A 22,026-nucleotide genomic window follows, 5' to 3' on the forward strand; every position below is an offset into this window, starting at 1 on the left:
TATGAACGCCAAACGCTACGTAACCTTTGCCAGCGCATTGCTGGCCTTGGCCGCCGCCACAGCACACGCCGAAGACGGCTACGACGCCCCGGATGACTGGCCCGCGCCCATGCAGGAACACAACATGGGCATGGGTCTGTTCGACCGGCTGGAATACACCGTGCCCGACAAGGGCCCAGAGGCGGTGGTATGGGACTTCCAAGGCTGGTACGGCGGCGATATCAATCGCGTGTACCTCAAATCGGAAGGCGAGAACGTGCAAGGCGACGGCGAAGACGCCGAGTTTGAGTCTCTGGAACTCCTGTATAGCCGCCTGGTTGCGGACTTTTGGGAACTACAAGGCGGTGTCGGCTACCAGGGCGGCGTATTTTCTGATGACCATGCCGAACGCACCTACGGGGTGGTGGGCCTGCAAGGCGTAATGCCCTACGGCATTGAAACCGACCTGGCCATGCAAGTCAGCGATGAGGGTGACGTGGCGGCAAGTTTTGAAGGCGAATACGATTTACGCCTGACCCAACGGCTTTATCTGCAGCCGCGCACGGAAATTGCCGTGGCCGCCAGTGAGGTGGAAGAATTTGGCGTCGGCGAAGGGCTTAACTCGGTTCGCGCCGGGCTACGTCTAGGCTATGAAGTGACCCGCCGGATCGCCCCTTACGTGGGTGCCTACTGGGAGAAAGAATACGGCGACACCGCCGACCTGTCCCGCGCCAGCGGCGACAGCACCGAAGACACCGGCGTCGTCGCGGGCGTCAAGCTGATGTTCTGACCCCGCCGTCAACCCCCTGCGTTGAACCGCCTTCTCTGACGCCCCAACGGTGTAACGACGCCGCTGGGGCGTTATTCATGTTAGTCTCCAATGGCGTTAAGCGGGTAATTTTTTGCCCATCGTCCCAGCGACCCATCACCACGCCAGCGTTACTGCCAGTACAGCTGATTTTTACAATACATACTGGGTTGATCGTATTTAGATGCCATTCAATATCTTGCCCGATCCTCAATCCTTGAATGCCATTCAGGGGGAGCACGCCGCCTCGCTGGTATTACTCTCATGGCTGGTGGCGCTGGCGGCATCCTACGCGGGGTTGGATATCATCAAGCTGGTGAGCAAAGGCTCTCACCCGGCGTGGCGGCGCGCCTGGCTCTGGGCAGGGGCCAGTGCCATGGGACTGGGCGTTTGGAGCATGCATTTTATCGGCATGCATGCCTACCGGCTGGATTTTCAGGTCAGCCACGCACCGGTGCCTACCTTACTGTCGATCATTCCCGCCATTCTGGGCAGCTTTATTGCCATGCGGGTACTTGCCCGCGATGCCCCTTCACATCGCACCCTGATGCTGGCCGGGCTAAGCCTCGGGCTGGGTATCGGGGTAATGCACTATAGCGGCATGGCCGCGATGCGGGCGCCCGCCGAGCTGTATCACGCCCTGGGCCTTTTCCTGGTGTCACTACTCGTGGCGATCGGCTTGGGGATGCTGAGCGTCTACGCCTACCGCCTCTGCCAGCATGAGTGGGGCATGCAACGCTCCCGAACCTGCGCTTTCATTGCCGCCCTGTGCGTTTCCATTGCGGTATGCGGCATGCATTATGTCGCCATGCAGGCCGCCTGGTTTTTACCCTTGCCGGAGGCCGCCAACACCCCGTCTTCATCACCCGCCTCTCACTGGCTTATCTACCTGATCAGCGGTGTGGCGGTAATGACCGCCCTACTCACCTTGATAGCGACCCGCGTGCAACGGCGGCTTCAGGCCAGCGAACGCCATGAACACATGACCCACACCAGACTACTGGAAGTCGTCTCCTCGCTTCAGGATTGCGTGATCCTGCTGGACGAGCAGGCCCGTATTCGCCTATGCAACGCGGCGTTTGAACGCCAGGTAGGGCTGCGTTCGGATCAATTGATGGGGCTTTCGGTATCACAGCTTGCCTATGCCGAAGATAGCCACACACTGAGTCAGCTCATCCGCCACGCATTGCAGCAACATGGCCAGTGGGGTGGGATGATCACTGCCCTGCGGGCGGACGGTAGCGGGTTCCCGGCGTGGCTGAACGTCAGCCGGGTCACCTATGCGAATAGCGACGACCGCGATTATGTCGCACTCTTAAGCGACCGCTCAAAAGAGCAGCGCGACCAGCAGCGCATTGGCTACCTCGCCTACCACGACATGCTCACGGAGCTCCCCAACCGCCGGGCGCTGCAGGAACACTTAGCCGCGTTCGCCCAACATCCCGCCTCACCCGACGCGCATGCCTTTCTGGCGCTGCTCGATATTGACCGCTTCAAGGTACTCAATGACAGTCTGGGCCAGGACATTGGCGACGAACTGCTGCGTCAGCTGGGCAGGCGACTGCACCAATGGTCGGGAGCCGGACTATACGTAGCACGCCTGGATGGCAACGAATTCGCGCTGGTCGGCGAGCTTGCCGCCCGCGACTGCGCCGGTGGCGAGCGCGAAACTCAGCAGCGCATCAACGCGATCATCACCGCGCTGACGGCTGACTATCTACTTCAGGGCCACACCTATCCCTGCCGACTCAACGTGGGGATGCTCGTTTTCCGCTCTCAGGAAAGCGCGCCTGCCGCTCAGCTGTTCAAGCGGGCGGGCCTGGCACTGCTGGAAGCCAAGCGCCAGCGGGATGGAAAGCCCCAGTTCTTTCAGCAGGCGCAAGAAGATGAACTGGAAGAGCGCCTGACCCTTGAGCGCGAGCTGAAATACGCCATTGACCACGACGAACTGTGCCTCTACCTGCAGCCGCAGGTAGACCCCCATCGGCAGGTGATCGGCGCCGAGGCGCTTGTACGCTGGCAGCACCCGGAACGCGGCATGATTTCACCCGGCCGCTTTATTCCCGTGGCTGAAGAAACGGGGCTTATTCTGCCGCTCGGGCATTGGGTATTGAAGGAGGGCTGCCGCCTGCTGGGGGAGTGGCGCCATCAACCCGCCTTTCGCCATTTAAAACTGTCGTTGAACGTCAGTATTCGCCAGTTTCAGCAGCCCGATTTTGCCGACCAGGTGCTGGCGGTCATCAAGCAGTATGATGCGCCCGCTGAGCGATTGACGCTGGAGCTTACCGAATCGCTGCTGCTGAGCGACCCCGATGGCACCATCCACAAAATGCAACAGCTGCAGCAAAGAGGCGTCAGCTTTGCGCTGGATGATTTCGGCACCGGCTATTCCTCCCTTGCCTACCTCAAGCTGTTACCGCTGGATACGCTGAAAATCGATATTACCTTCGTCCGGGATTTAACCCGGGACATGCAGGCCACTCCGATAGCGGCCACCATCGTGGCGCTCGCCGAGAGCCTGGGGCTGGGTGTCATTGCCGAAGGCGTGGAAACCGAAGACCAGCGCATGGTACTTGCCGACCTGGGGTGCCGTATTTACCAGGGGTTCCTGTTTGGCCATCCTGTCCCATCAGATGCTTTTTCAAAGGCGCTATACGCTGAAAAAGATTGCTAAAACTTATATATCGTAAAAATATACAACCACATTTATTAATGGACAGCGGCCTACATCATACGCTTCAGTTCACCGTAATCGCCGTTGACACGTAGCGTAACGGTTACCTCCTGATCATTACGATTGCGGAAAAACCAGCCATGGTTACCTGTAAAGGCGGCTTCCAGCTCCCCCTCATCCTCAGGGACACCACGCCCTTTTTCGTAGCTGATGGAGTTACCACCGCCATCGCCGTGGGTATCAAAATTGACCGGTCCACCCTCTGATGACCAGGCAAACGTCGCGATAGCGCCCTCATCCATCGTCAACTTGTACTCGGTGCCCTCGCCGGGAGCCAACGTAAAGCTTTCCTCTTCATGCCACGTCGGCTCAGACGATGCTTCGCTTTCCGTTGACGACTCATCAGCAGATGAAGCATCAACCAAGTCGTCGCTCGCTTCAGGCTGAACCTCTTGCGGCTTGTCATCAGCGGTAGATGCTGACGCCGCCTGCTCAGTAGCGGGTTCGGTGTTTTCCTCGGTCTCAGTGACGATGCGTATCTCAGCAGGCTGGGAGGTTTGTTCGGGGGCTTGCGTCGAATTGGCGTTGGCCTGGTCCCGCTCGGCTTCCTCCGCAAGTTGATTCTTAATCTCGCCCATTTGGGTCAGCCCCAACAGACGGCCTGCCCCGGTGGGATCAATCGCATATTCCGAGGGCAACACAACGGTGACCAGTAAAGCACCCGCAATAACAGCAGCGAGCACGGTAGAGCGCAGCAACTTGGCCGTGGAAGGCAGCTCAGCGCGGCCAGGCATATCGGTGTTATACATGTAAAAACTCCGTGACTTAGGAAACCATCAGGCCGGTCAATTGATAGCCCACCAACATGAAACCAGCACTCATCATGGCCACGTTGGCGGTGTAAGCGTGGCGCAGGAACCCATCCGTGCGTCGCCAGAATCCCATGACGATAAGGATGGCGCTAAGGGCCAGCAATTGGCCGATTTCCACCCCCACGTTGAAGGCCAACAGGTTAAGCAGCAGGCCGTTGGGAGCAATCTCGTACTCGATGATTTTGGTCGACAGCCCCAAACCGTGGAAAAATCCAAATATCAGCGTTGCCCATTTGGTGTTGGGCTGAAAGCCAAACCACCGCTGGTAGGCACCCAGGTTATCCAGCGCTTTGTACACCACCGAGAGCCCGATAACGGCATCGATGAGATAACTGTTGATGCCGATATCGAAGTACACCCCCAGCAGCATGGTGGTGGAATGGCCAATAGCAAAAAGGCTGACGTAAATGGCAATGTGCTGCATGCGGTAGAGGAAAAAGACCACCCCTAGCAGAAACAGCAGATGGTCGTAGCCCGTCACCATGTGTTTGGCACCGAGGTACATAAATGGCATCAGGTGAACGCCGTATATCTCCTGGATATACCCCTTGTCGCCTTCGGCGACCGCATGGGCCAGGGCATCACCACTGGCGCTTAATAGCACCACCAACAACGTTATGACAGGCAGACAGCTCTGACGCCTCTTTCTAGGCACATCAAACGCCCCACCCCCTATAGATGGCAACATATAACCTCCGAACATTTTTACTCAATCATGGTTGTCCGACGGACAACCGACGTCATACCGCGATTGATAAACGTGGAGGGCGTTCCAGGCGGAACATACGGCGCAACGGGGAGCCACCCCGCTCGCTTAGCTGAAGGGAGTCGGCAATTATCGGCTCGGGCAACGTGCTCATGGTCAGGCGATCTGCCAATTCGTGGAAGTGGCTACCGCCATCAAAATGAAGCGGGCTGTACTCTGCTGACTGCTCGTGCCCCTTTGTATGGTGACTGCTGGGTTGGTGACTAATAGCACCGTTCGCATGGCTAGCTTCAGCGGCGGTTTCCGGCCCATGGGCCAGGGTTTCTCCAATACTCGACATGACCAGCCCCTGCAATACAAGTAGCAGCAATACCAGGCAACCAAGGCGATGTCTTACATGACAGAGCATAGAAACAACCCACTTTAAAACGAAAACCGACCCGCATCCCTAGCCGCATTTACCACCACTGCCATCAATGGGCTATCACTGGCAATAGCACGGTAGAAAGCCTAACATCCCCTCCCAGGGGATGGGAACAAACAAGAGGAAAACATGACAACACAGAGGCACCAGACGCACCCAGACATAATCAAGCGCCTGAATCGCGCGCGAGGGCATCTGCAAAGCGTGGTCAGCATGATCGAAGACGGACGCGCCTGCCTGGATATTGCCCAGCAGTTACATGCCGTAGAAAAGGCTATCCAGCAAGCCAAAAAGACCTTGGTACAGGACCATATCGACCACTGCATGGAAGAGGCGATAGGCCCTTTGACGGCAAATCAGCGCGAGCACGTTAAGGATTTCAAGGCGATAGCCCGCTATCTATAATCTCCTGAGCTCTACCCTGCAGCCCCGGCCCCAGCAGCAAGAGTGCATGCGACTGGCTGAGCATAACGACACTGCAACAAGAGGGACCTGCAATGCACCAGCACCGTATTGAAGCATGGCAGCACGACCACGTGTTCGGCCAGGATGAAAAACAGCCCGGCGAATCACGCACGCTTATCGTCGTAGGCCTGACGCTGACCATGATGGTATGGGAAATCCTGGCAGGCATCGTTTACGGTTCCATGGCCCTGCTGGCCGATGGGCTACATATGGGCTCTCACGCGGTAGCGTTGGGCATCGCGGTTTTTGCTTACCGCTATGCACGGCGCAACGCGGGCAATAAAAATTTCTCTTTCGGCACCGGCAAGGTGAATGCGCTGGGCGGCTTTACAGGCGCAATTCTCCTGGCCGTATTTGCCCTTTATATGATCATCGAGAGCATTGATCGCTTTATTAATCCCGTAGCGATTTCCTTTAACGGGGCCATTTTTGTGGCGATTATCGGCCTCTTGGTCAACGGCATTTCGGCCTGGATACTTGGCAGCGATCATGGACATGACCATGGCCATACACATGAACACCACGACCACAACCGTCGGTCCGCCTACTTACACGTGCTGGCCGATGCGCTGACATCGCTACTGGCGATTGCCGCACTGCTGGCAGGTAAGTACGCAGGCTGGCAGTGGCTGGATCCCGCCATGGGCATCGTAGGCGCGATACTCATCACGCGCTGGGCGTGGCAGCTAATAAAAGACACATCCCAGGTGTTGCTGGATCAACAGCGCAGCGAACTGGAAGTGGAGGTTAGGCAAGCAATTGAGAACAATGACATACGCATCAGCGACCTGCATATCTGGTCGATTGGCCCCAACCTGTATGCTGCCATCATTTCCTTGGTAGCACACACTCCTGAATCACCCGCAGCTTACAAACGGCAAATTCAGGCTCGCTGCAGCTCTCTGGCTCACATCACCATTGAGGTGCAGTCTTGTCCCACTACTTGACCTAAAGGCAGCACCGGGTTCTACGTTAGTAGTTGGGGAAAGTGGTGATCTGTAACAAGGAGGCTGACCATGGCATCGACCACGCACAATACCGCCCGGGTTTACCGGATGAAAACCGCCGAACATTTGTGCCCGTTTGGCTTAAAGACCGTTGATTTACTTAAGCGCAAAGGCTTTGAGGTGGATGACCACACCCTAACTTCACGTGATGAAATCGACGCCTTCAAAGCCCAGGAGAACGTTGACACCACGCCCCAGGTATATATCGGCAATGAACGCATCGGCGGTTATGAGGCGTTGCGTAAGCACCTGGGGATGAGCGTGCCTAACACCAAGGGCACGACCTACCGCCCGGTACTGGCGATTTTCGCTACTGCGCTGCTGATTGGCTTTGCGATTAGTTGGGCCGCCCAGGGCGCGCTATTCACAGCGCGTATGCCCGAGTACGCCGTTGCCACAGCGATGGTCCTGCTGGGTCTGCAAAAGCTGCAAGACGTGGAAAGCTTCAGCAATATGTTTCTCAACTACGATTTGCTTGCCCAGCGCTACGTCCCCTACAGCTACCTGTATCCCTACGCCGAAACACTCGCGGGTCTGCTGATGCTTGCCGGAGCGTTTATTTGGCTCGCCGCACCGTTGGCACTGTTCGTAGGTACTGTAGGCGCGGCATCCGTGTTTAAAGCGGTATACATCGACAAGCGCGAACTCAAATGCGCCTGCGTGGGCGGCAACAGCAACGTACCGCTAGGCTTTGTATCGCTGACCGAAAACCTGGTGATGGTGGCGATGGGCCTATGGATGCCGCTGCGCATGTTGATCGCGTGAGTAAGGCTTGACCTAGTGGCAGTCAACTACAAGCGCGCCCTTTTCACACTTTTAAACATGCCACCATCTGACCCTAGTTAACCTTAAGTGCCCATCCCGCTATATTTCATAGTGCAGGCATATTGGATGGCTGTGGCATGTAGACTATCTGCTCCAAGGGGGCGCTAGGGTCAAGGCCAGCCCGGCTAGCGATGAAATTGCTTTTCCCGCTCGGGTTGCCAAAAAATCGCATCTGCCCGCAGGCGAACCACGGTGTTATTGGGCAATGGCCACTCAATCACATCGCCTATGGTTAAGCCGATTAATGCGGCTCCGATGGGGGCCATTACCGAAATACCGTCGGGCACGCTTGGCAGAGAGTGCGGGTAAACCAGGGTGCGAATCATTTGGCGTTTATGCGTGAGGTCGGTAAACCGCACTTGGCTGTTCATGCTGATCACATTATCGGGGATATCTTCGGGATCAAGCACTTCGCCACGCATTAACTCTTCTTCAAGCAGCGTTGCCACCATGGCATCATTGTCTGAGGCCGTATCTATAAGACGCTGAAGTCGCTCAGCATCTAAACGGTTGATGATAATGGGCGGCCGTGACGCCATGCTAACTCTCCTTTAATGCATGAAATAACATTCAATTTAAAACTCAGAAAATCCCTCAACAAAAACAGCCCTTCCATACCAGGAAGGACTGCTCACCAGTACTAATTGGAACGCATTATTGCCATTCTGAACTCAGCGCTGCCAAAACTCGCTTTGCTAATTGCTCAGGTAACCCCCTGCTCTATCATGGTATCGGCTACTTTCCTGAATCCGGCAATATTAGCGCCTAATACCAAGTTATCGGGCTCGCCAAACTCGGCGGCTGTTTCTGCGCATTTTTGATGGATATCCGCCATGATGCTTTTGAGTTTTTGATCAACCTTTTCCAGCGGCCATGCCTCCATGCTGCTATTTTGCGCCATCTCCAGTTGGCTGGTAGCCACACCGCCAGCATTTGCGGCTTTACCTGGCCCATAGGCAATTTTGGCCTTTTGAAAGACGTCGACGGCTTCTTTGGTGGAAGGCATGTTTGCGCCCTCACTTACATAACGTATGCCGTTAGCTAGCAACGTTTCGGCATCCCGCAGTGTGAGTTCGTTTTGCGTCGCACATGGGAAGGCTGCATCGGCAGGAATCTGCCACACCGCATGACCTCCCTCTGGGTAATCGCTTGCTGGTATATAGCGCGCCTTGGGGCGCTCGTTGAGGTAACGCTCCAGTGAGCAGCGCTGCACTTCTTTCAGCCTTTTTAGCAAATCCAGCTCGATGCCGCAGGGGTCGTGAAGAGTGCCGCGCGAATCGCTGCAAGCAATGGGCGTTGCCCCAAGCTCATAGAGCTTTTCAATCGTATAAATGGCGACATTGCCCGCGCCAGACACCAAACAGGTTTTATCGCGCAGATCCTCTCCCCGGGCTGCCAGCATATTTTGAGCGAAATATACCGCGCCGTAGCCGGTGGCTTCCTTACGCCCTAACGAACCGCCCCAGTTCAGGCCTTTACCGGTAAGCACCCCTTCGTAACGGCCCGTTAACCGTTTGTATTGACCAAACAAGTAGCCAATTTCACGCGCGCCCACGCCGATGTCGCCTGCTGGCACATCCGTATGCGGCCCAATGTGACGATAAAGCTCGCTCATAAACGCCTGACAAAAGCGCATAATCTCGTTGTCCGATTTACCTTTCGGGTCAAAGTCGGCACCGCCTTTACCGCCACCAATTGGCAACCCCGTTAGGGAATTTTTGAAGATTTGCTCAAAACCCAGAAACTTAATAGTTCCCGAGGTGACACTGGGGTGAAAGCGCAGGCCTCCCTTGTAGGGGCCAAGCGCGGAATTAAACTGCACGCGATACCCCTTATTGACCTGCACACCGCCATTATCATCCAGCCAGCTAACACGAAACATCACCTGGCGCTCAGGCTCGACAATCCGCTCAATAATGCTGTGCTGATGATAATGTGGGTCGCGTTCAAACAGGGGCCTAAGGCACTCAAGCACTTCTTCCGTGGCTTGATAAAACTCGGACTGTGCCGGGCTACTCTTTGCCAGTCGTGTCAACGTATCGTGAACATAAGGCATCGTTTCTTACCATTACAGTTATAAATGTCCGAAAGCTGGCCAGAGCGTCAGACATATTTAACTGTGAGCAGGCGACGCTGCATACCCTATGCCGGTTTGGTATGGTATTCATAGCAGGCACATTAAGACTAAAGTCTAAATATTTAGCACCTTTTCTTTTATATTAATATAAATTAATAAACGATATTTAAACTAAAGCGGCTGTTAATTAGGTTATGCTCCGCCCGGCAGCGTACGCCGTTGCCATAGAGATGATCCTATGGATACCGCAGGTTTCATATTGACGAGCCCCCCTCCCTTGGAACTCCATTGTATCTGAGGGACAAAAATTTACAGTGGGAGTGATTGCCCTGCTACTTAAAGTCTATATAGTCTTTCCTATTAAAGAAAAAGACCTATATCTTAAAGTAGGCAAATAATAATTAATAACTGAGGCTTTTTTAATGACGGTTCCTACCCTGCATGAAACCCCCTCAGCAAGCGTGATTCGCTCACTGCTTCAGCATACCCACGAGCTATCTATTTATTCCAGGAATATGCCCTATGCCCTGAAGGCCGAGGTGATTGAGCTGAACCTGGGTAACGGCCGCATGGTGCTGGAAGTGGAATACGCCGGAGCGGATATCGAGCGCTACTTAACCTGCGACAGCCTAAGCTTTGACTTGGAGGCGCTGAACCTGAATTCATAGAATAACTGCAGCACTTTGGATCATACGGTAGAGGCAGGAGGGCCAGCAGCGGTACCCTCTCCGCCTTACCGACCAAAGTGAAGCAGAGTATGGGATACCGACAACTGACCCAGGCACAACGATATCAAATTTTTGCCCACAGGGATGTAGGGGTGAGCCAACGTCAGATTGCTCAACAGCTTGGCATTCACAGCAGTACCGTGAGCCGTGAGCTGAGACGTAATTCAGGTGCCAAGGGATATGAACCCGCAAAAGCGCAGCGTTACAGCGATCAGAGACGCCGCTCTGCTTGGAAGTGGACAAAGCGACTCCCTAGCCTGATCAATGCCGTAGCTGACAGGCTTAGGGAAGAATGGAGTCCAGAGCAGATTAGCGGTTTTATGGCGCCGTTGACGGGTATAGGGGTGAGTCATCAATGGGTCTATTCGTTGATCTGGGACGATAAGGCCAAGGGTGGCGATTTGTGGCGACACCTCCGCCAGCCCAAGCGTCGCAGTAAACATCGTGCCAATGCCAAAAGCGCAGGACTAGGCAAGATTCCTAAGCGTGTGGGGATAGAGCATCGGCCGCCTGCTATCGAAAGACGCCTCACCATCGGTCACTGGGAAGGCGACACGGTGCTTTATGGGCACAAGCAAGCGGGGATAGTGACGTTGGTAGAGCGACGAAGTGGCTACTTGTTGGCGGCACGTCTTCCAAAGGTAACGGCAGAACTAACGCAGAAAGCCATGGTTCGGTTACTTAAGCCTCGTCGGGGCGCGGTGAAGACGATCACGCTAGACAATGGCTCGGAGTTTGCAGACCACGAGACGGTCGCAAAAGCGGTTAGCGCCTCCGTGTATTTCTGTGATCCTTACTGCTCAGGCCAACGTGGGACAAACGAGAACACCAACGGCCTGATCAGGCAGTATTTTCCGAAAGGTACAGACTTCCGGAAGGTGACTAATGTAGAGCTGCGACGCGTTGTTCACAAGCTGAACGATAGACCCAGAAAGCGGCTGGGATACCGAACCCCAGCCCAGGTGTTCTTAGGAGAATATTCAGGAGCGCTAGAAACCGCGGGTGCTGCACTTATTAGTTGAATTCAGGAAAGGACATCACGCGATTGAACGCGAGACCTACAGCTTGAGCAATGTCGCCGTCAAACTGCTCAAAGCAGACAGTACCTTGTATCGCTTGGAGTGCCAGTTGCCGGATTCGGTTTTCGTCAAAGAGAACCGAGGTTCTGTTCGTATCCCGTTCATTCTGGGTATGCAGACCCGTGTCGGTATAGAGGTTTATCCACATGAGCTCACTGTGCCGGGCAGGCTACGTAACCTGTCTATCGGCGGTTGCATGGTCGACATTGATCTAGCGGAAAGTGTCGCCATTGATGTCGATCAGGTAATTCCCGGGGTGACGCTGGAGTTTCCCAACGGTGATATTTTTTTTGCCGAAGGCAAAATCCGCCACATACGTCCTTTCGGTAACCATGGCTATGCGGCGGTCGGTATTCATTTCTATAATCTGTCGACATCTCAGGCTGAAATGCTGTACCACTACGTGAATGAGTCAGAACGAGAGGCCGCCTACCGCACTGGAACAAACGACAAAATGGTTTACCACTCCCCGTTGTTTGTTCCTGGTACGAAGGAGAAGAAAATCCAGCAACGAGAAGCCCAGGAACGTGATAAGCGCGCTCGCCAATCCCCCATGGAACGAGGTGTGATGGACATATCACATCAGCTGCAAGTGGGGCTGATGTACATGAAGACTCGCCAACTGTTCCCGGCCGATATTTTTTACGATTGCGTTGATACCCTGCGTTACCTTGTACAGCAGGATCGTAAAACATTTCTCTATGCCCTGGCGTTTTTACGCAATGAGCCAGACTGGGTAAGACACGCCGTGCAAGTCGCCGGACAGCTGACTGACATCATGTTAACCCGCGACCCGCATGACGCTAAGGTGCGTGAGGCTGTTCTGGGGGCCTTATTACACACCATGGGCAAGCCAATGCTGATCAGCGCGGACCTTCCATCACTCAAGATCAATATGAGCCCCGCCCAAAAGGACATCCTTAGCGGCCATGTGGCAACATTACGCAGTAAGCTGAGTGAGTTAGGCTGGGAGCCCAATCCAACTTGCCGAGACGTCATTGAGAATGCCAATGAACGCTTGGACGGCTCGGGCTACCCGGCAGGCAAGCGTGGCGAGGAGCTGTCGGAGGTCGTTCGTCTAGTCTCTTTGATCAAGGCGATTAACAAACTCCTTCACGCGCGAAACGGGGTACCTCCACGCCCACCGATTGACGCCTACCGCAGGATTAATGAGACCGGGACGGCCTACGACAAGACAGTGTTAGTGGAGTACATCCAAGTATATGGCTTGTACCCCATTGGTAGCTTAGCCAAGTTCTCGGGCGGCTTTCTTGCCTGGGTCATGGATATCAACAGCAAAGGCATGCCAAGTCAGGTTAACGTCGTCAAAAACTTACGCTTTCCTGACACCAACATCCATAGCGTTATCACCCAAGACGACATATCGCAGATTGGCAAGCTTGAGGGCATCGTCAACCCTTTGGATTATGGGGTGAGTGTGCTAAAGGTTTAATGGTTAGTGGGTAGGTGAGCGAGCATCGCCACCACCCCCAATGCCAGCCAGCCGATCATTAGCAAAAGCCCACCTATGGGGGTAACGATACCCAGGTTCAGCCCCGCCAACGCCATCAGGTACAGCGAGCCTGAAAAGGCCGCGATGCCCAGCGCCCAAAACGCCAGTACCCAACGCTGGCCAGCTATTGGGGTACTTCCACGCCATACCAACACCGCCAGCATGGCCAGCGTATGCCACGCTTGGTAGCGTACGCCGGTTTCTACCGCGCTGACCATTTCGGCCCCGGCACGCGCCTCCAGGCCGTGGGCGGCGTAAGCGCCCAACATGACCATTAGCGCACCCGAAATGGCGACGCCACACCACCACGCTTTATCTGCCTGCTGCACGTCTGTCTCCTTTCTGCACTTTCTGGGCAATTTTGCTGCACTGTTTAACCTTGCCACATACCTTGAGCGGCTCGAAACCGCTACAATAGAGGACGTTTAGCCCACACGTTTTGTTGCACACAATGGGACGCGCCCAGTTTATGTCTACCCCTAATGAGTTGATACAGCTCACGCTCAACGGTGACCCGCACTCCCTTCTTGCGGGTGCGACGGCCGCTGACCTAGTGGAACAACTAGGCCTAAGCGGGCGCCGTATCGCCGTGGAAATCAACGAAGAAATTGTGCCCAAAAGCCAGCTTGCCGACACCCGTTTGGCCGATGGCGATCAAATAGAAGTCGTCCACGCCATTGGCGGCGGATAGAGGAAATACCATGACCCAGCTAACCGACACCCCGTTCACCATCGCCGGACGCGACTTCAGCTCTCGCCTGCTGGTCGGCACCGGCAAGTACAAAGACTTCGACGAAACCGGCGCAGCCATTGCCCAAAGCGGCGCTGAGATCGTCACCTTTGCGGTGCGCCGCACCAACCTGGGCCAGGATGCAGAGGCGCCCAACCTGTTGGATGTGGTCTCGCCCAAGCGCTATACCCTGCTGCCCAACACCGCAGGCTGCTACACCGCCAAAGACGCCGTTCGCACCTGCCGGTTGGCCCGCGAGCTGCTTGACGGCCATAATCTGGTCAAGCTGGAAGTACTGGGTGACGAAGCCACGCTCTACCCCAATGTGGTCGAAACGCTCAAGGCCGCCGAAACGCTGCTCGCTGACGGCTTTGACGTCATGGTCTACACCAGCGACGACCCCATTGTGGCACGCGAGCTGGAAGCCATGGGTTGCTGCGCCATCATGCCGCTGGGCTCGCTGATTGGTTCAGGCCACGGTATTCAAAACCCGCACAACGTCAGCTTGATCGTTGAACAAAGCCGCGTGCCGGTGCTGGTAGATGCCGGCATTGGTACCGCCTCAGACGCGGCCATGGCGATGGAGCTGGGCTGCGACGGCGTATTACTGAACAGCGCGATTGCCCATGCCCGTGACCCGTTGCGCATGGCCAACGCCATGAAGCTTGCGGTGGAAGCCGGCCGCGATGCCTTCTTGGCGGGCCGCATGCCGCGCCGCCAATCGGCCGACCCCTCTACCCCTTTTGCTGGCCGTATTAACGGTTAACTGATTGTCGAGACACCATGACGGAATCACATAATAGCGGTGCTCCCACCACCGGTCCGGAAGGCGCGGATGCACCGCTGCACCGCCGCGGTATTAAAAGCTACGTTATCCGCGCTGGTCGTATGACCCAGGCTCAAAACCGTGGATTAGAAGACGTTTGGCCACGTTTTGGTCTTACCCTTGCCGACGGCCGCCAGGACTTAGACGCGCTCTTTGGCCGCCAAGCGCACCGCGTGGTGGAAATTGGCTTTGGCATGGGTAATTCGCTGATTGAGCAGGCAGAAACCCACCCGGAAACCGACTTTATCGGCATTGAAGTACACGCCCCAGGCGTGGGCAAGCTGCTGGATGAAGCGGATAAGCGCGGCCTCAACAACCTGCGCGTCTACCGTGAAGATGCCTTAGCGGTGCTGGAGCAGTGCCTGCCAGAGGGCTCGCTGACCACGCTACAGCTGTTTTTTCCCGACCCCTGGCCGAAGAAAAAACACCACAAACGGCGCATCGTGCAGCCCGCCTTTGTCGAGCTTATCCGCACACGCCTAAAGCCTGGCGGCACCCTGCACATGGCCACCGACTGGGAGGCTTATGCCGAGTGGATGGCCGAGGTGATGGACGCCGCCCCCGGCTATGAGAATACCGCCAGCGCTGACACGGCACCTTATGTGCCGCGCCCGGAGTTTCGACCGCTCACCAAGTTTGAAGCGCGCGGCGAAAAGCTCGGTCACGGAGTGTGGGATCTGATTTACCAGCGCTGCCACTAATTCGAGCTATTCAAACGCCGTGAGCGCAAAGCTTTCGCTCTCCACTACCTGACTCTGCCAGGCATGCAGCGTCGGAAAGCGGTTTTGCCAATCAAAGGCCGGTAAGCGAAAGCTAATGTAAGCCAGCGCCACAGCCACCACAATCGCCCCCAGGGTGCGCTCGGCATTACCCGCCAGCACGCTGGGGTGCGCATTCAGGGTGACCAACGTGCGCTCAATGGCTTTTAAGCGACGGCTGCCCAATAGCGTTGTATCGACTTCATGGCCGCCGTGCTTGCGGCCAATGACCACGTTGAACGCCGCCTCCATTAAGCCGTGTCCTAGCCCGGCGAACGCCAGGGTTTCCGCGAGAGCCGCTTGCGGCAGCAGAGATTCACCCTCGCCTTGGGCGTCTAGGTAAAGCGCTATTAGCAGCGACTCGGTGAGCACCTCGCCCTCATCGGTCACCAGCGTGGGGATACGGCTAAGCGGGGTAATTTGTAACAGATCGCTATCCGACGCCCAGGGGTCGCACCAGCAAAGTTCGGTGCGCTCGATCAACTGCTTTTCATACAGGCAAATCCTAGCTACACGGGCGTAGGGCGACGTCGCGTTCAGGTAGAGCTGCATTGGGGTCTCCTTGAAGGGCACGTTCACCGCAGCTTGCGTGGCAAATCCCCATAACGCAATACGGGAATGATCAAAGTAACCGGGCTCAATGTTACAGCGACCAAACTCGCCCTAGGCAGGTACTAATTATCAAACGTCGGCCGAGTCAGATGCACCAGCATTGAAGGATGTAGCTCATGCAATTGATTAATGCCTAGCATTCCCATGTCCGCCCGTAATTCGGACATTAATAATCCAATGGCGTGCTGTACCCCAGCTTCACCGCCTATCGAGGCCGCATAATTGAAGGGTCGTCCAATAAATACAAACTTGGCGCCAAGTGCCAGTGCCTTGATGACGTCCGTCCCCCGTCTAAAACCACTATCGACCATCACGCTCATATCGCCTGAGACTTCCATGGCCTTTGGGAGTGCACGCATCGGCGAAATAGCCCCATCCAACTGACGTCCCCCATGATTTGAGAGGATGACGCCATCCGCACCAAGATCCCTTGCCAGGGCAACATCTTCGGGGTGCAGCAACCCTTTAATTACCAGCTGCCCTTGCCATCGACGTCTGATACTCCGCAACGTTTCCCAATCTAGGTGTTCTCGGCCAGAAAAGTCACGTACCGCACTGCGGGATAAGATCGCGGACCCACGCTCGGCGGCATTGTTTTCAAAGTAGGGCATGCCGTGATACGCCAACGTACGTAAAAAAGTGCCTATGCTCCAGCTCGGGTGTGTCACACCATCCCAAAAGAGTTTTAGATTCGGTTTAAGGGGCGTTTTAAAACCGGTGCGAAGATTATTCTCACGATTAGGCACTACCGCCGAGTCTACGGTGATGACTAATGTTTTTACGCCCGCCTGAGCGACTCGATCAACCAAACGATTGATGTCACTCACCTCGGCAGGCAAATAAGCTTGAAACCATGTATCAGGCGCGGCTTCTACGACTTCCTCCAGGCGAATTAAAGATGACCCACTTAAGATCATCGGTATGCCCGCTTGCTCAGCCGCTTGAGCCTGGGCGAGATCACCTCGATAACCGGACAAGGATGAAATGCCCATTGGCGCAATACCAAAAGGTGCTGAATACGTTTTTCCGAATAATGTGACTGATGTCTCGCGCTTGCTTACGTCGCGTAATACGCGGTGCATAAATCCATATTCTTCGAAAACGGCTCGATTATCGCGGTAAGAAGCTTCTGTTTCAGCCGCGCCTGAGACCTGAATTCATAGAATAACTGCAGCACTTTGGATCATACGGTAGAGGCAGGAGGGCCAGCAGCGGTACCCTCTCCGCCTTACCGACCAAAGTGAAGCAGAGTATGGGATACCGACAACTGACCCAGGCACAACGATATCAAATTTTTGCCCACAGGGATGTAGGGGTGAGCCAACGTCAGATTGCTCAACAGCTTGGCATTCACAGCAGTACCGTGAGCCGTGAGCTGAGACGTAATTCAGGTGCCAAGGGATATGAACCCGCAAAAGCGCAGCGTTACAGCGATCAGAGACGCCGCTCTGCTTGGAAGTGGACAAAGCGACTCCCTAGCCTGATCAATGCCGTAGCTGACAGGCTTAGGGAAGAATGGAGTCCAGAGCAGATTAGCGGTTTTATGGCGCCGTTGACGGGTATAGGGGTGAGTCATCAATGGGTCTATTCGTTGATCTGGGACGATAAGGCCAAGGGTGGCGATTTGTGGCGACACCTCCGCCAGCCCAAGCGTCGCAGTAAACATCGTGCCAATGCCAAAAGCGCAGGACTAGGCAAGATTCCTAAGCGTGTGGGGATAGAGCATCGGCCGCCTGCTATCGAAAGACGCCTCACCATCGGTCACTGGGAAGGCGACACGGTGCTTTATGGGCACAAGCAAGCGGGGATAGTGACGTTGGTAGAGCGACGAAGTGGCTACTTGTTGGCGGCACGTCTTCCAAAGGTAACGGCAGAACTAACGCAGAAAGCCATGGTTCGGTTACTTAAGCCTCGTCGGGGCGCGGTGAAGACGATCACGCTAGACAATGGCTCGGAGTTTGCAGACCACGAGACGGTCGCAAAAGCGGTTAGCGCCTCCGTGTATTTCTGTGATCCTTACTGCTCAGGCCAACGTGGGACAAACGAGAACACCAACGGCCTGATCAGGCAGTATTTTCCGAAAGGTACAGACTTCCGGAAGGTGACTAATGTAGAGCTGCGACGCGTTGTTCACAAGCTGAACGATAGACCCAGAAAGCGGCTGGGATACCGAACCCCAGCCCAGGTGTTCTTAGGAGAATATTCAGGAGCGCTAGAAACCGCGGGTGCTGCACTTATTAGTTGAATTCAGGGATATAGCCGAAAATTGGCCGCGGCAAATGTCGTCTAGCGGCTGGCTCAAAATCATCAAGGCAATAAATACGCGATAATCGCCTAGAGGCCAGAAAAGAGGGCCAAGGAGCTACTTTTTTACTTGTTGGAGCTGAAGACGCCATTATTTCACCCAGACATGCTTAAATGATGTGACGTCATTTTAAAGAGCACCCCACCCTCCAACAATCAACCATTATTCAGCCTATTCATGAGGTTTCCGAATGAATATACATCGACTCTCTCCTTCTATGTCGATGCTACTGGCCTTCGATGCCGCCGCTCGGCACCAAAGCTTTACCCGGGCTGCGAGTGAGCTCAACCTGACCCAAAGTGCTATTAGCCGCCAAATTCAAGCACTTGAAAACCAGCTGGAGGTGAGGCTATTTGAACGTCAAGGCAAGAGCATCCAGCTAACAGACGTTGGGTCGATGTATGCACATGACATTGCTTCTGCATTAGCGCGTATTAACGGGGCCACGGCCCGCGTAAGCGCTTTCCGTAAGGGTGTGAGTTCACTCAACCTTGCCATACTGCCAACGTTTGGTTCGCGCTGGCTGCTACCCCGCCTAGCGATGTTTTACCAACATCATCCAGGCATCATGCTGCATATCCACACACGCATAGGCGAGTACGACCTTGCCGAATCAGGCATGGATGCTGCCATTAATGTAGGCACTGAGCCTTGGCCCGGGCTGGTGTCGCACCCCTTAATCAAGGAAGAAATGGTGCTCGTCGCGAGCCCAAGCCTTCTAGCAAAACATCCTATTAAACAACCAATTGATGTTAGCCATCATTTGTTGCTACAGATTGCGGTTAGGTCAGAAGCTTGGCATCAATGGTTTACTGCTCAGCGTTTACCACTCGCTTACATGCGTCTCGGGCCACACTTTGAGTTCTCAACCCATTTAATACAGGCGGCGACAGCAGGTATTGGGATTGCCTTAGTCGCGCGTTGCTTGGTAGAGGAAGAGCTCCAGGATGGAAGATTGACGATTCCATTAGTCAGCAGCCTCAATAGCAGCCGTTGTTATTATTTATTATACCCACCCGAAAAACGGGATTTTTCTCCTTTAATGAAATTTCGTGACTGGCTTTTATCGCAGTGACAGTTTAGCGGGTAAAAAAACTCGCATTAAGATGCCATTTATTGTCATGACCTGACCTATTAAACAAAAAAGCAATAAAAAGCGGCCCGCAGGCCGCTTAGTTGAGTGCTTATCTAACGGCGCTTTTAGATAGCGCCATGGGCTCGCTTAGGCTTCGCGTTTGCCGTCCATCAGGCGGCTAACCTTAAGCGGGTTGTCTTCCTGTAGTACCTCCGGCAGTAACGCCGCTGGCAGCGACTGATAGCAGACCGGACGCAAAAAGCGCTTAATCGCCGCACTGCCCACCGAGGTAGTGCGGCTGTCAGAGGTAGACGGATACGGACCACCGTGCACCATGGCATGGCATACTTCCACACCCGTTGGCCAGCCATTGGCGAGAATCCGCCCGGCCTTACGCTCCAGGGTAGGCAACAGCGCTTTGGCCGCGTCAATATCTGCATCGTCCATCTGCAATGTCACGGTCAGTTGGCCCTCAAGCTGTTCGGCCACCTGCTTCATTTCTGCCGCATCGTTGCACTCGATCACCAGCGAGCTAGCGCCGAATACTTCCGCTTGAAGCGCTTCTGAACCAAGGAAGTCGCTCGCCGAGGTGGCAAACAAGCCGGTTTGGCACTGATAGTCACCGCCGCTTTGGCCACGGGCGATTTCGCGCACCTTGCCTTCGCCGCTTAAGGCCTCAACGCCTTGCTGGTAGGCACGGTGAATGCCTGGTGTCAGCATGGTTTGCGCGCCGCTTTGCGTTACCGCATCGCGGGCGGCGTCGATAAAGGCGTCCAGCGAGGCGCCTTTAACGGCGATCACCAGCCCAGGGTTGGTGCAGAATTGTCCCGCGCCCATGTTTAGCGAGCCGACAAAGGCTTCACCCAGGGCTTTGCCTCGTGCCTTAAGCGCTTCGGGGAGCAGGAACACCGGGTTGATACTGCTCATTTCAGCATAAACGGGGATCGGCTGGGGGCGGGCTTGAGCGGTTTTCATCAGTGCGGTTCCGCCGCTACGCGAACCGGTAAAGCCGACCGCCTGAATGCGCGGGTCGGCCACCAGCGCCTGGCCAATCTCATTGCCCGCGCCAAACAGCAGCGAAAAGACGCCTTCGGGGAGTTGGCAGGCTTTCACCGCTTTTTGAATGGCATGGCCGACCAGTTCGGATGTGCCCGGATGCGCCGAGTGGCCTTTGACAATCACCGGACAACCCGCCGCTAGCGCCGAGGCGGTATCGCCACCGGCAACCGAGAAGGCCAACGGGAAGTTGCTGGCACCGAACACCGCTACCGGCCCCAGGCCGATATGGCGCTGACGTAGATCGGCACGCGGCATTGGTTGGCGCTCAGGCAGCGCCGGGTCGATGCGAACATCCAGCCACTCACCCGCGCGTACCACGGAGGCAAACAGGCGCAACTGGCCGCAGGTGCGGCCGCGCTCGCCCTCAATACGGGCTTGAGGCAGGCCGGTTTCCGCCATGGCACGTTCGACCAATTCACTACCCAACGCTTCGATCTCGCTGGCAATGGTCTCAAGGAAGGTAGCGCGAGCGTCTAGTGTGGTCTCACGGTAGCTATCGAAGGCTTCCTCTGCCAGCGCGCAGGCTTGGCCGACCTCCGTTTGACCGAGACCGGTGTATTCAGGGGGCAGTGTCTCGCCTGTGGATGGGTTCACGGCTTGGATAACCGCGCGGCTTCCTTTGACTGCTTGCTGTCCAATCAGCGATGTGCCTTGCAGTGTCATCATTCACTCCCTTCGGTTGGCTGATATTGCGCGTACATGTTTCGCGCCCGATTAAGGTGCTGAAACATGGTTTCTTTGGCCGCGTCAGGATCACGAGACAAGATCGCTTCAAGAATGAAGGTATGCTCTTCGTGAACGCGCTCCAGATAGCGCTCCGCGGCCTGCGGATTAATATCGATACTCAGCAGCTTGGCGCGGGGGATCACGCTCTGGCTAAGCTGCTCGTAAAAAGTATCGAAGATGGGATTTTTGGTGGCTTTGGCGATGGCATGGTGAAACTCAAAGTCTTCCACCCGCGCTTGGGACTTCGCCGCATGGGCGTCGATGAAAGCCACATGGGTCTGCTTCAGACGCTTCTCATCGTTAGCGTCATAGCGCAATGCGGCAAGCTCTGCCGCCGCGGGCTCCATGGCTAGGCGCAGTTCCAACACGTGGAGAATATCGGCCACCGTGGTGGGGTTGATACGCTCGGCGGGGCGCGCCTCGATCGCCGTGGCGCGCAGTACGGTGGTACCTACGCCACGGCGGGTTTCCACTAAGCCCAGCGACTTCAAATGGGTGATCGCCTCGCGAATGACCGTGCGGCTAACGCCAAATGAGTCGCACAAGCGGTTCTCGGTGGGCAGCTTTTCACCCACCGGGATATCGCCCTGCACAATCAGCGATTCAAGCTGGTCGGCGACATGGGTAGAAAGACTACCCTGCTTGGCGACTTTGTGGACGTTAAAGCTTGCTAGGTCCGTCGACATGATGATCCCCTTTTGCCAAATTATCCGCACGGTACCTAGTACCCTGCCAATAACGTAGATAAGTTGTTGAGCTGGCTGAAGGCTGTTCGTCT

At 55.5% G+C, this 22,026-nt stretch carries 23 protein-coding genes; 13 read left to right on the forward strand and 10 right to left on the reverse strand.

What is annotated here, in order from left to right; translation table 11 throughout:
• Position 1: 1 nt before the first annotated feature.
• Positions 2–769: a copper resistance protein B gene (locus CPH17_RS11390; RefSeq protein ID WP_096299561.1), complete on the forward strand. Its 768-nt coding sequence runs from the start codon at positions 2–4 to the stop codon at positions 767–769.
• A gap of 202 nt (positions 770–971) precedes the next feature.
• Positions 972–3,461 carry an EAL domain-containing protein gene (locus tag CPH17_RS11395; RefSeq protein ID WP_096299563.1) on the forward strand — a complete coding sequence of 830 codons (2,490 nt, stop codon included), beginning with the start codon at positions 972–974 and terminating at the stop codon, positions 3,459–3,461.
• Positions 3,462–3,511: 50 nt separating this feature from the next.
• Here the strand turns inward: CPH17_RS11395 and CPH17_RS11400 are convergent, their stop codons facing one another.
• Genes CPH17_RS11400 through CPH17_RS11410 form a run of 3 tightly spaced genes read right to left on the reverse strand, consistent with a single transcriptional unit; the run spans position 3,512 to position 5,379 of the window.
• On the reverse strand, positions 3,512–4,270 hold the full coding sequence (locus CPH17_RS11400) for a hypothetical protein (protein ID WP_096299566.1): 759 nt from the start codon (positions 4,268–4,270) through the stop codon (positions 3,512–3,514).
• Positions 4,271–4,286: 16 nt separating this feature from the next.
• The gene (locus CPH17_RS11405; RefSeq protein WP_096300942.1) at positions 4,287–5,021 is read right to left on the reverse strand and encodes a HupE/UreJ family protein; all 735 of its coding nucleotides are present in this window, start codon (positions 5,019–5,021) and stop codon (positions 4,287–4,289) included.
• 52 nt (positions 5,022–5,073) lie between these two features.
• Entirely contained in the window at positions 5,074–5,379 is a 306-nt protein-coding gene (locus CPH17_RS11410; RefSeq protein ID WP_096299568.1) for a hypothetical protein, read from the reverse strand.
• Between the two features lie 213 nt (positions 5,380–5,592).
• Between CPH17_RS11410 and CPH17_RS11415 the strand changes: the two genes are divergently transcribed.
• The 3 genes from CPH17_RS11415 (at position 5,593) to CPH17_RS11425 (ending at position 7,700) form a co-directional block, all read left to right on the forward strand.
• Positions 5,593–5,868 (forward strand): metal-sensing transcriptional repressor, encoded by a 276-nt coding sequence (locus tag CPH17_RS11415; protein ID WP_096299570.1) that lies wholly within the window; start codon positions 5,593–5,595, stop codon positions 5,866–5,868.
• Between the two features lie 92 nt (positions 5,869–5,960).
• Positions 5,961–6,875, forward strand: a complete 915-nt coding sequence (dmeF, locus tag CPH17_RS11420) for a CDF family Co(II)/Ni(II) efflux transporter DmeF (RefSeq protein ID WP_096299572.1) — start codon at positions 5,961–5,963, stop codon at positions 6,873–6,875.
• Between the two features lie 69 nt (positions 6,876–6,944).
• Positions 6,945–7,700, forward strand: a complete 756-nt coding sequence (locus CPH17_RS11425) for a glutaredoxin family protein (protein ID WP_096299574.1) — start codon at positions 6,945–6,947, stop codon at positions 7,698–7,700.
• A gap of 185 nt (positions 7,701–7,885) precedes the next feature.
• Here CPH17_RS11425 and rnk read toward each other — a convergent pair whose 3' ends face one another.
• Both rnk and gdhA read right to left on the reverse strand, forming a co-directional pair.
• Positions 7,886–8,299, reverse strand: coding sequence for a nucleoside diphosphate kinase regulator (gene rnk / locus CPH17_RS11430; RefSeq protein WP_096299576.1), 414 nt, complete (start codon positions 8,297–8,299; stop codon positions 7,886–7,888).
• 164 nt (positions 8,300–8,463) lie between these two features.
• Positions 8,464–9,816, reverse strand: coding sequence for an NADP-specific glutamate dehydrogenase (gene gdhA, locus CPH17_RS11435; RefSeq protein WP_096299578.1), 1,353 nt, complete (start codon positions 9,814–9,816; stop codon positions 8,464–8,466).
• Positions 9,817–10,259: 443 nt separating this feature from the next.
• Between gdhA and CPH17_RS11440 the strand changes: the two genes are divergently transcribed.
• From CPH17_RS11440 to CPH17_RS11450, 3 genes are all read left to right on the forward strand, one after another.
• The gene (locus CPH17_RS11440) at positions 10,260–10,505 is read left to right on the forward strand and encodes a hypothetical protein (RefSeq protein WP_096299581.1); all 246 of its coding nucleotides are present in this window, start codon (positions 10,260–10,262) and stop codon (positions 10,503–10,505) included.
• A gap of 89 nt (positions 10,506–10,594) precedes the next feature.
• Positions 10,595–11,587, forward strand: coding sequence for an IS30 family transposase (locus CPH17_RS11445; protein WP_074394883.1), 993 nt, complete (start codon positions 10,595–10,597; stop codon positions 11,585–11,587).
• 43 nt (positions 11,588–11,630) lie between these two features.
• The gene (locus tag CPH17_RS11450) at positions 11,631–13,097 is read left to right on the forward strand and encodes a PilZ domain-containing protein (RefSeq protein ID WP_231898027.1); all 1,467 of its coding nucleotides are present in this window, start codon (positions 11,631–11,633) and stop codon (positions 13,095–13,097) included.
• Here CPH17_RS11450 and CPH17_RS11455 read toward each other — a convergent pair.
• Positions 13,094–13,486, reverse strand: coding sequence for a DUF423 domain-containing protein (locus CPH17_RS11455; protein WP_074394792.1), 393 nt, complete (start codon positions 13,484–13,486; stop codon positions 13,094–13,096). The genes CPH17_RS11450 and CPH17_RS11455 overlap by 4 nt on opposite strands.
• Positions 13,487–13,626: 140 nt before the next feature.
• Between CPH17_RS11455 and thiS the strand changes: the two genes are divergently transcribed.
• Genes thiS through trmB form a run of 3 tightly spaced genes read left to right on the forward strand, consistent with a single transcriptional unit; the run spans position 13,627 to position 15,414 of the window.
• Positions 13,627–13,848, forward strand: a complete 222-nt coding sequence (thiS, locus tag CPH17_RS11460; RefSeq protein WP_074398359.1) for a sulfur carrier protein ThiS — start codon at positions 13,627–13,629, stop codon at positions 13,846–13,848.
• 10 nt (positions 13,849–13,858) lie between these two features.
• On the forward strand, positions 13,859–14,653 hold the full coding sequence (locus CPH17_RS11465) for a thiazole synthase (protein ID WP_074394791.1): 795 nt from the start codon (positions 13,859–13,861) through the stop codon (positions 14,651–14,653).
• Positions 14,654–14,670: 17 nt separating this feature from the next.
• Complete coding sequence (trmB, locus tag CPH17_RS11470) at positions 14,671–15,414, forward strand: tRNA (guanosine(46)-N7)-methyltransferase TrmB (protein ID WP_074394790.1); 744 nt, start codon at positions 14,671–14,673, stop codon at positions 15,412–15,414.
• A 6-nt stretch (positions 15,415–15,420) separates the two neighbouring features.
• Here trmB and CPH17_RS11475 read toward each other — a convergent pair whose 3' ends face one another.
• Both CPH17_RS11475 and CPH17_RS11480 read right to left on the reverse strand, forming a co-directional pair.
• A complete protein-coding gene (locus tag CPH17_RS11475; protein ID WP_074394789.1) occupies positions 15,421–16,023 on the reverse strand; it encodes a glutathione S-transferase family protein in 603 nt (200 codons plus the stop codon).
• A 122-nt stretch (positions 16,024–16,145) separates the two neighbouring features.
• The gene (locus tag CPH17_RS11480) at positions 16,146–17,240 is read right to left on the reverse strand and encodes an alpha-hydroxy acid oxidase (protein ID WP_096299585.1); all 1,095 of its coding nucleotides are present in this window, start codon (positions 17,238–17,240) and stop codon (positions 16,146–16,148) included.
• Between the two features lie 95 nt (positions 17,241–17,335).
• Between CPH17_RS11480 and CPH17_RS11485 the strand changes: the two genes are divergently transcribed.
• Positions 17,336–18,328, forward strand: a complete 993-nt coding sequence (locus CPH17_RS11485; protein ID WP_074394883.1) for an IS30 family transposase — start codon at positions 17,336–17,338, stop codon at positions 18,326–18,328.
• A gap of 250 nt (positions 18,329–18,578) precedes the next feature.
• Entirely contained in the window at positions 18,579–19,463 is an 885-nt protein-coding gene (locus CPH17_RS11490; protein WP_096299587.1) for a LysR substrate-binding domain-containing protein, read from the forward strand.
• 147 nt (positions 19,464–19,610) lie between these two features.
• On the opposite strand, the gene CPH17_RS11495 is transcribed toward CPH17_RS11490, so the two are convergent.
• Both CPH17_RS11495 and CPH17_RS11500 read right to left on the reverse strand, forming a co-directional pair.
• Positions 19,611–21,185, reverse strand: a complete 1,575-nt coding sequence (locus tag CPH17_RS11495; protein WP_096299589.1) for an aldehyde dehydrogenase (NADP(+)) — start codon at positions 21,183–21,185, stop codon at positions 19,611–19,613.
• On the reverse strand, positions 21,185–21,934 hold the full coding sequence (locus tag CPH17_RS11500; protein WP_096299591.1) for a FadR/GntR family transcriptional regulator: 750 nt from the start codon (positions 21,932–21,934) through the stop codon (positions 21,185–21,187). The genes CPH17_RS11495 and CPH17_RS11500 overlap by 1 nt, the downstream gene beginning before the upstream one ends.
• Between the last annotated feature and the right edge of the window lie 92 nt (positions 21,935–22,026).

It is taken from the genome of Halomonas sp. hl-4 (assembly GCF_900215475.1).
Classification (GTDB): Bacteria; Pseudomonadota; Gammaproteobacteria; order Pseudomonadales; family Halomonadaceae; genus Vreelandella.

Bases quoted from the DNA above. Each gene is read 5' to 3' on its own strand.
- CPH17_RS11390 (WP_096299561.1), top strand. From the start codon at position 2: ATGAACGCCAAACGCTACGTAACCTTTGCCAGCGCATTGCTGGCCTTG.
- CPH17_RS11395 (WP_096299563.1), top strand. From the start codon at position 972: ATGCCATTCAATATCTTGCCCGATCCTCAATCCTTGAATGCCATTCAG.
- CPH17_RS11400 (WP_096299566.1), bottom strand. From the start codon at position 4,270: ATGTATAACACCGATATGCCTGGCCGCGCTGAGCTGCCTTCCACGGCC.
- CPH17_RS11405 (WP_096300942.1), bottom strand. From the start codon at position 5,021: ATGTTGCCATCTATAGGGGGTGGGGCGTTTGATGTGCCTAGAAAGAGG.
- CPH17_RS11410 (WP_096299568.1), bottom strand. From the start codon at position 5,379: ATGTCGAGTATTGGAGAAACCCTGGCCCATGGGCCGGAAACCGCCGCT.
- CPH17_RS11415 (WP_096299570.1), top strand. From the start codon at position 5,593: ATGACAACACAGAGGCACCAGACGCACCCAGACATAATCAAGCGCCTG.
- dmeF (WP_096299572.1), top strand. From the start codon at position 5,961: ATGCACCAGCACCGTATTGAAGCATGGCAGCACGACCACGTGTTCGGC.
- CPH17_RS11425 (WP_096299574.1), top strand. From the start codon at position 6,945: ATGGCATCGACCACGCACAATACCGCCCGGGTTTACCGGATGAAAACC.
- rnk (WP_096299576.1), bottom strand. From the start codon at position 8,299: ATGGCGTCACGGCCGCCCATTATCATCAACCGTTTAGATGCTGAGCGA.
- gdhA (WP_096299578.1), bottom strand. From the start codon at position 9,816: ATGCCTTATGTTCACGATACGTTGACACGACTGGCAAAGAGTAGCCCG.
- CPH17_RS11440 (WP_096299581.1), top strand. From the start codon at position 10,260: ATGACGGTTCCTACCCTGCATGAAACCCCCTCAGCAAGCGTGATTCGC.
- CPH17_RS11445 (WP_074394883.1), top strand. From the start codon at position 10,595: ATGGGATACCGACAACTGACCCAGGCACAACGATATCAAATTTTTGCC.
- thiS (WP_074398359.1), top strand. From the start codon at position 13,627: ATGTCTACCCCTAATGAGTTGATACAGCTCACGCTCAACGGTGACCCG.
- CPH17_RS11465 (WP_074394791.1), top strand. From the start codon at position 13,859: ATGACCCAGCTAACCGACACCCCGTTCACCATCGCCGGACGCGACTTC.
- trmB (WP_074394790.1), top strand. From the start codon at position 14,671: ATGACGGAATCACATAATAGCGGTGCTCCCACCACCGGTCCGGAAGGC.
- CPH17_RS11475 (WP_074394789.1), bottom strand. From the start codon at position 16,023: ATGCAGCTCTACCTGAACGCGACGTCGCCCTACGCCCGTGTAGCTAGG.
- CPH17_RS11485 (WP_074394883.1), top strand. From the start codon at position 17,336: ATGGGATACCGACAACTGACCCAGGCACAACGATATCAAATTTTTGCC.
- CPH17_RS11490 (WP_096299587.1), top strand. From the start codon at position 18,579: ATGAATATACATCGACTCTCTCCTTCTATGTCGATGCTACTGGCCTTC.
- CPH17_RS11495 (WP_096299589.1), bottom strand. From the start codon at position 21,185: ATGACACTGCAAGGCACATCGCTGATTGGACAGCAAGCAGTCAAAGGA.
- CPH17_RS11500 (WP_096299591.1), bottom strand. From the start codon at position 21,934: ATGTCGACGGACCTAGCAAGCTTTAACGTCCACAAAGTCGCCAAGCAG.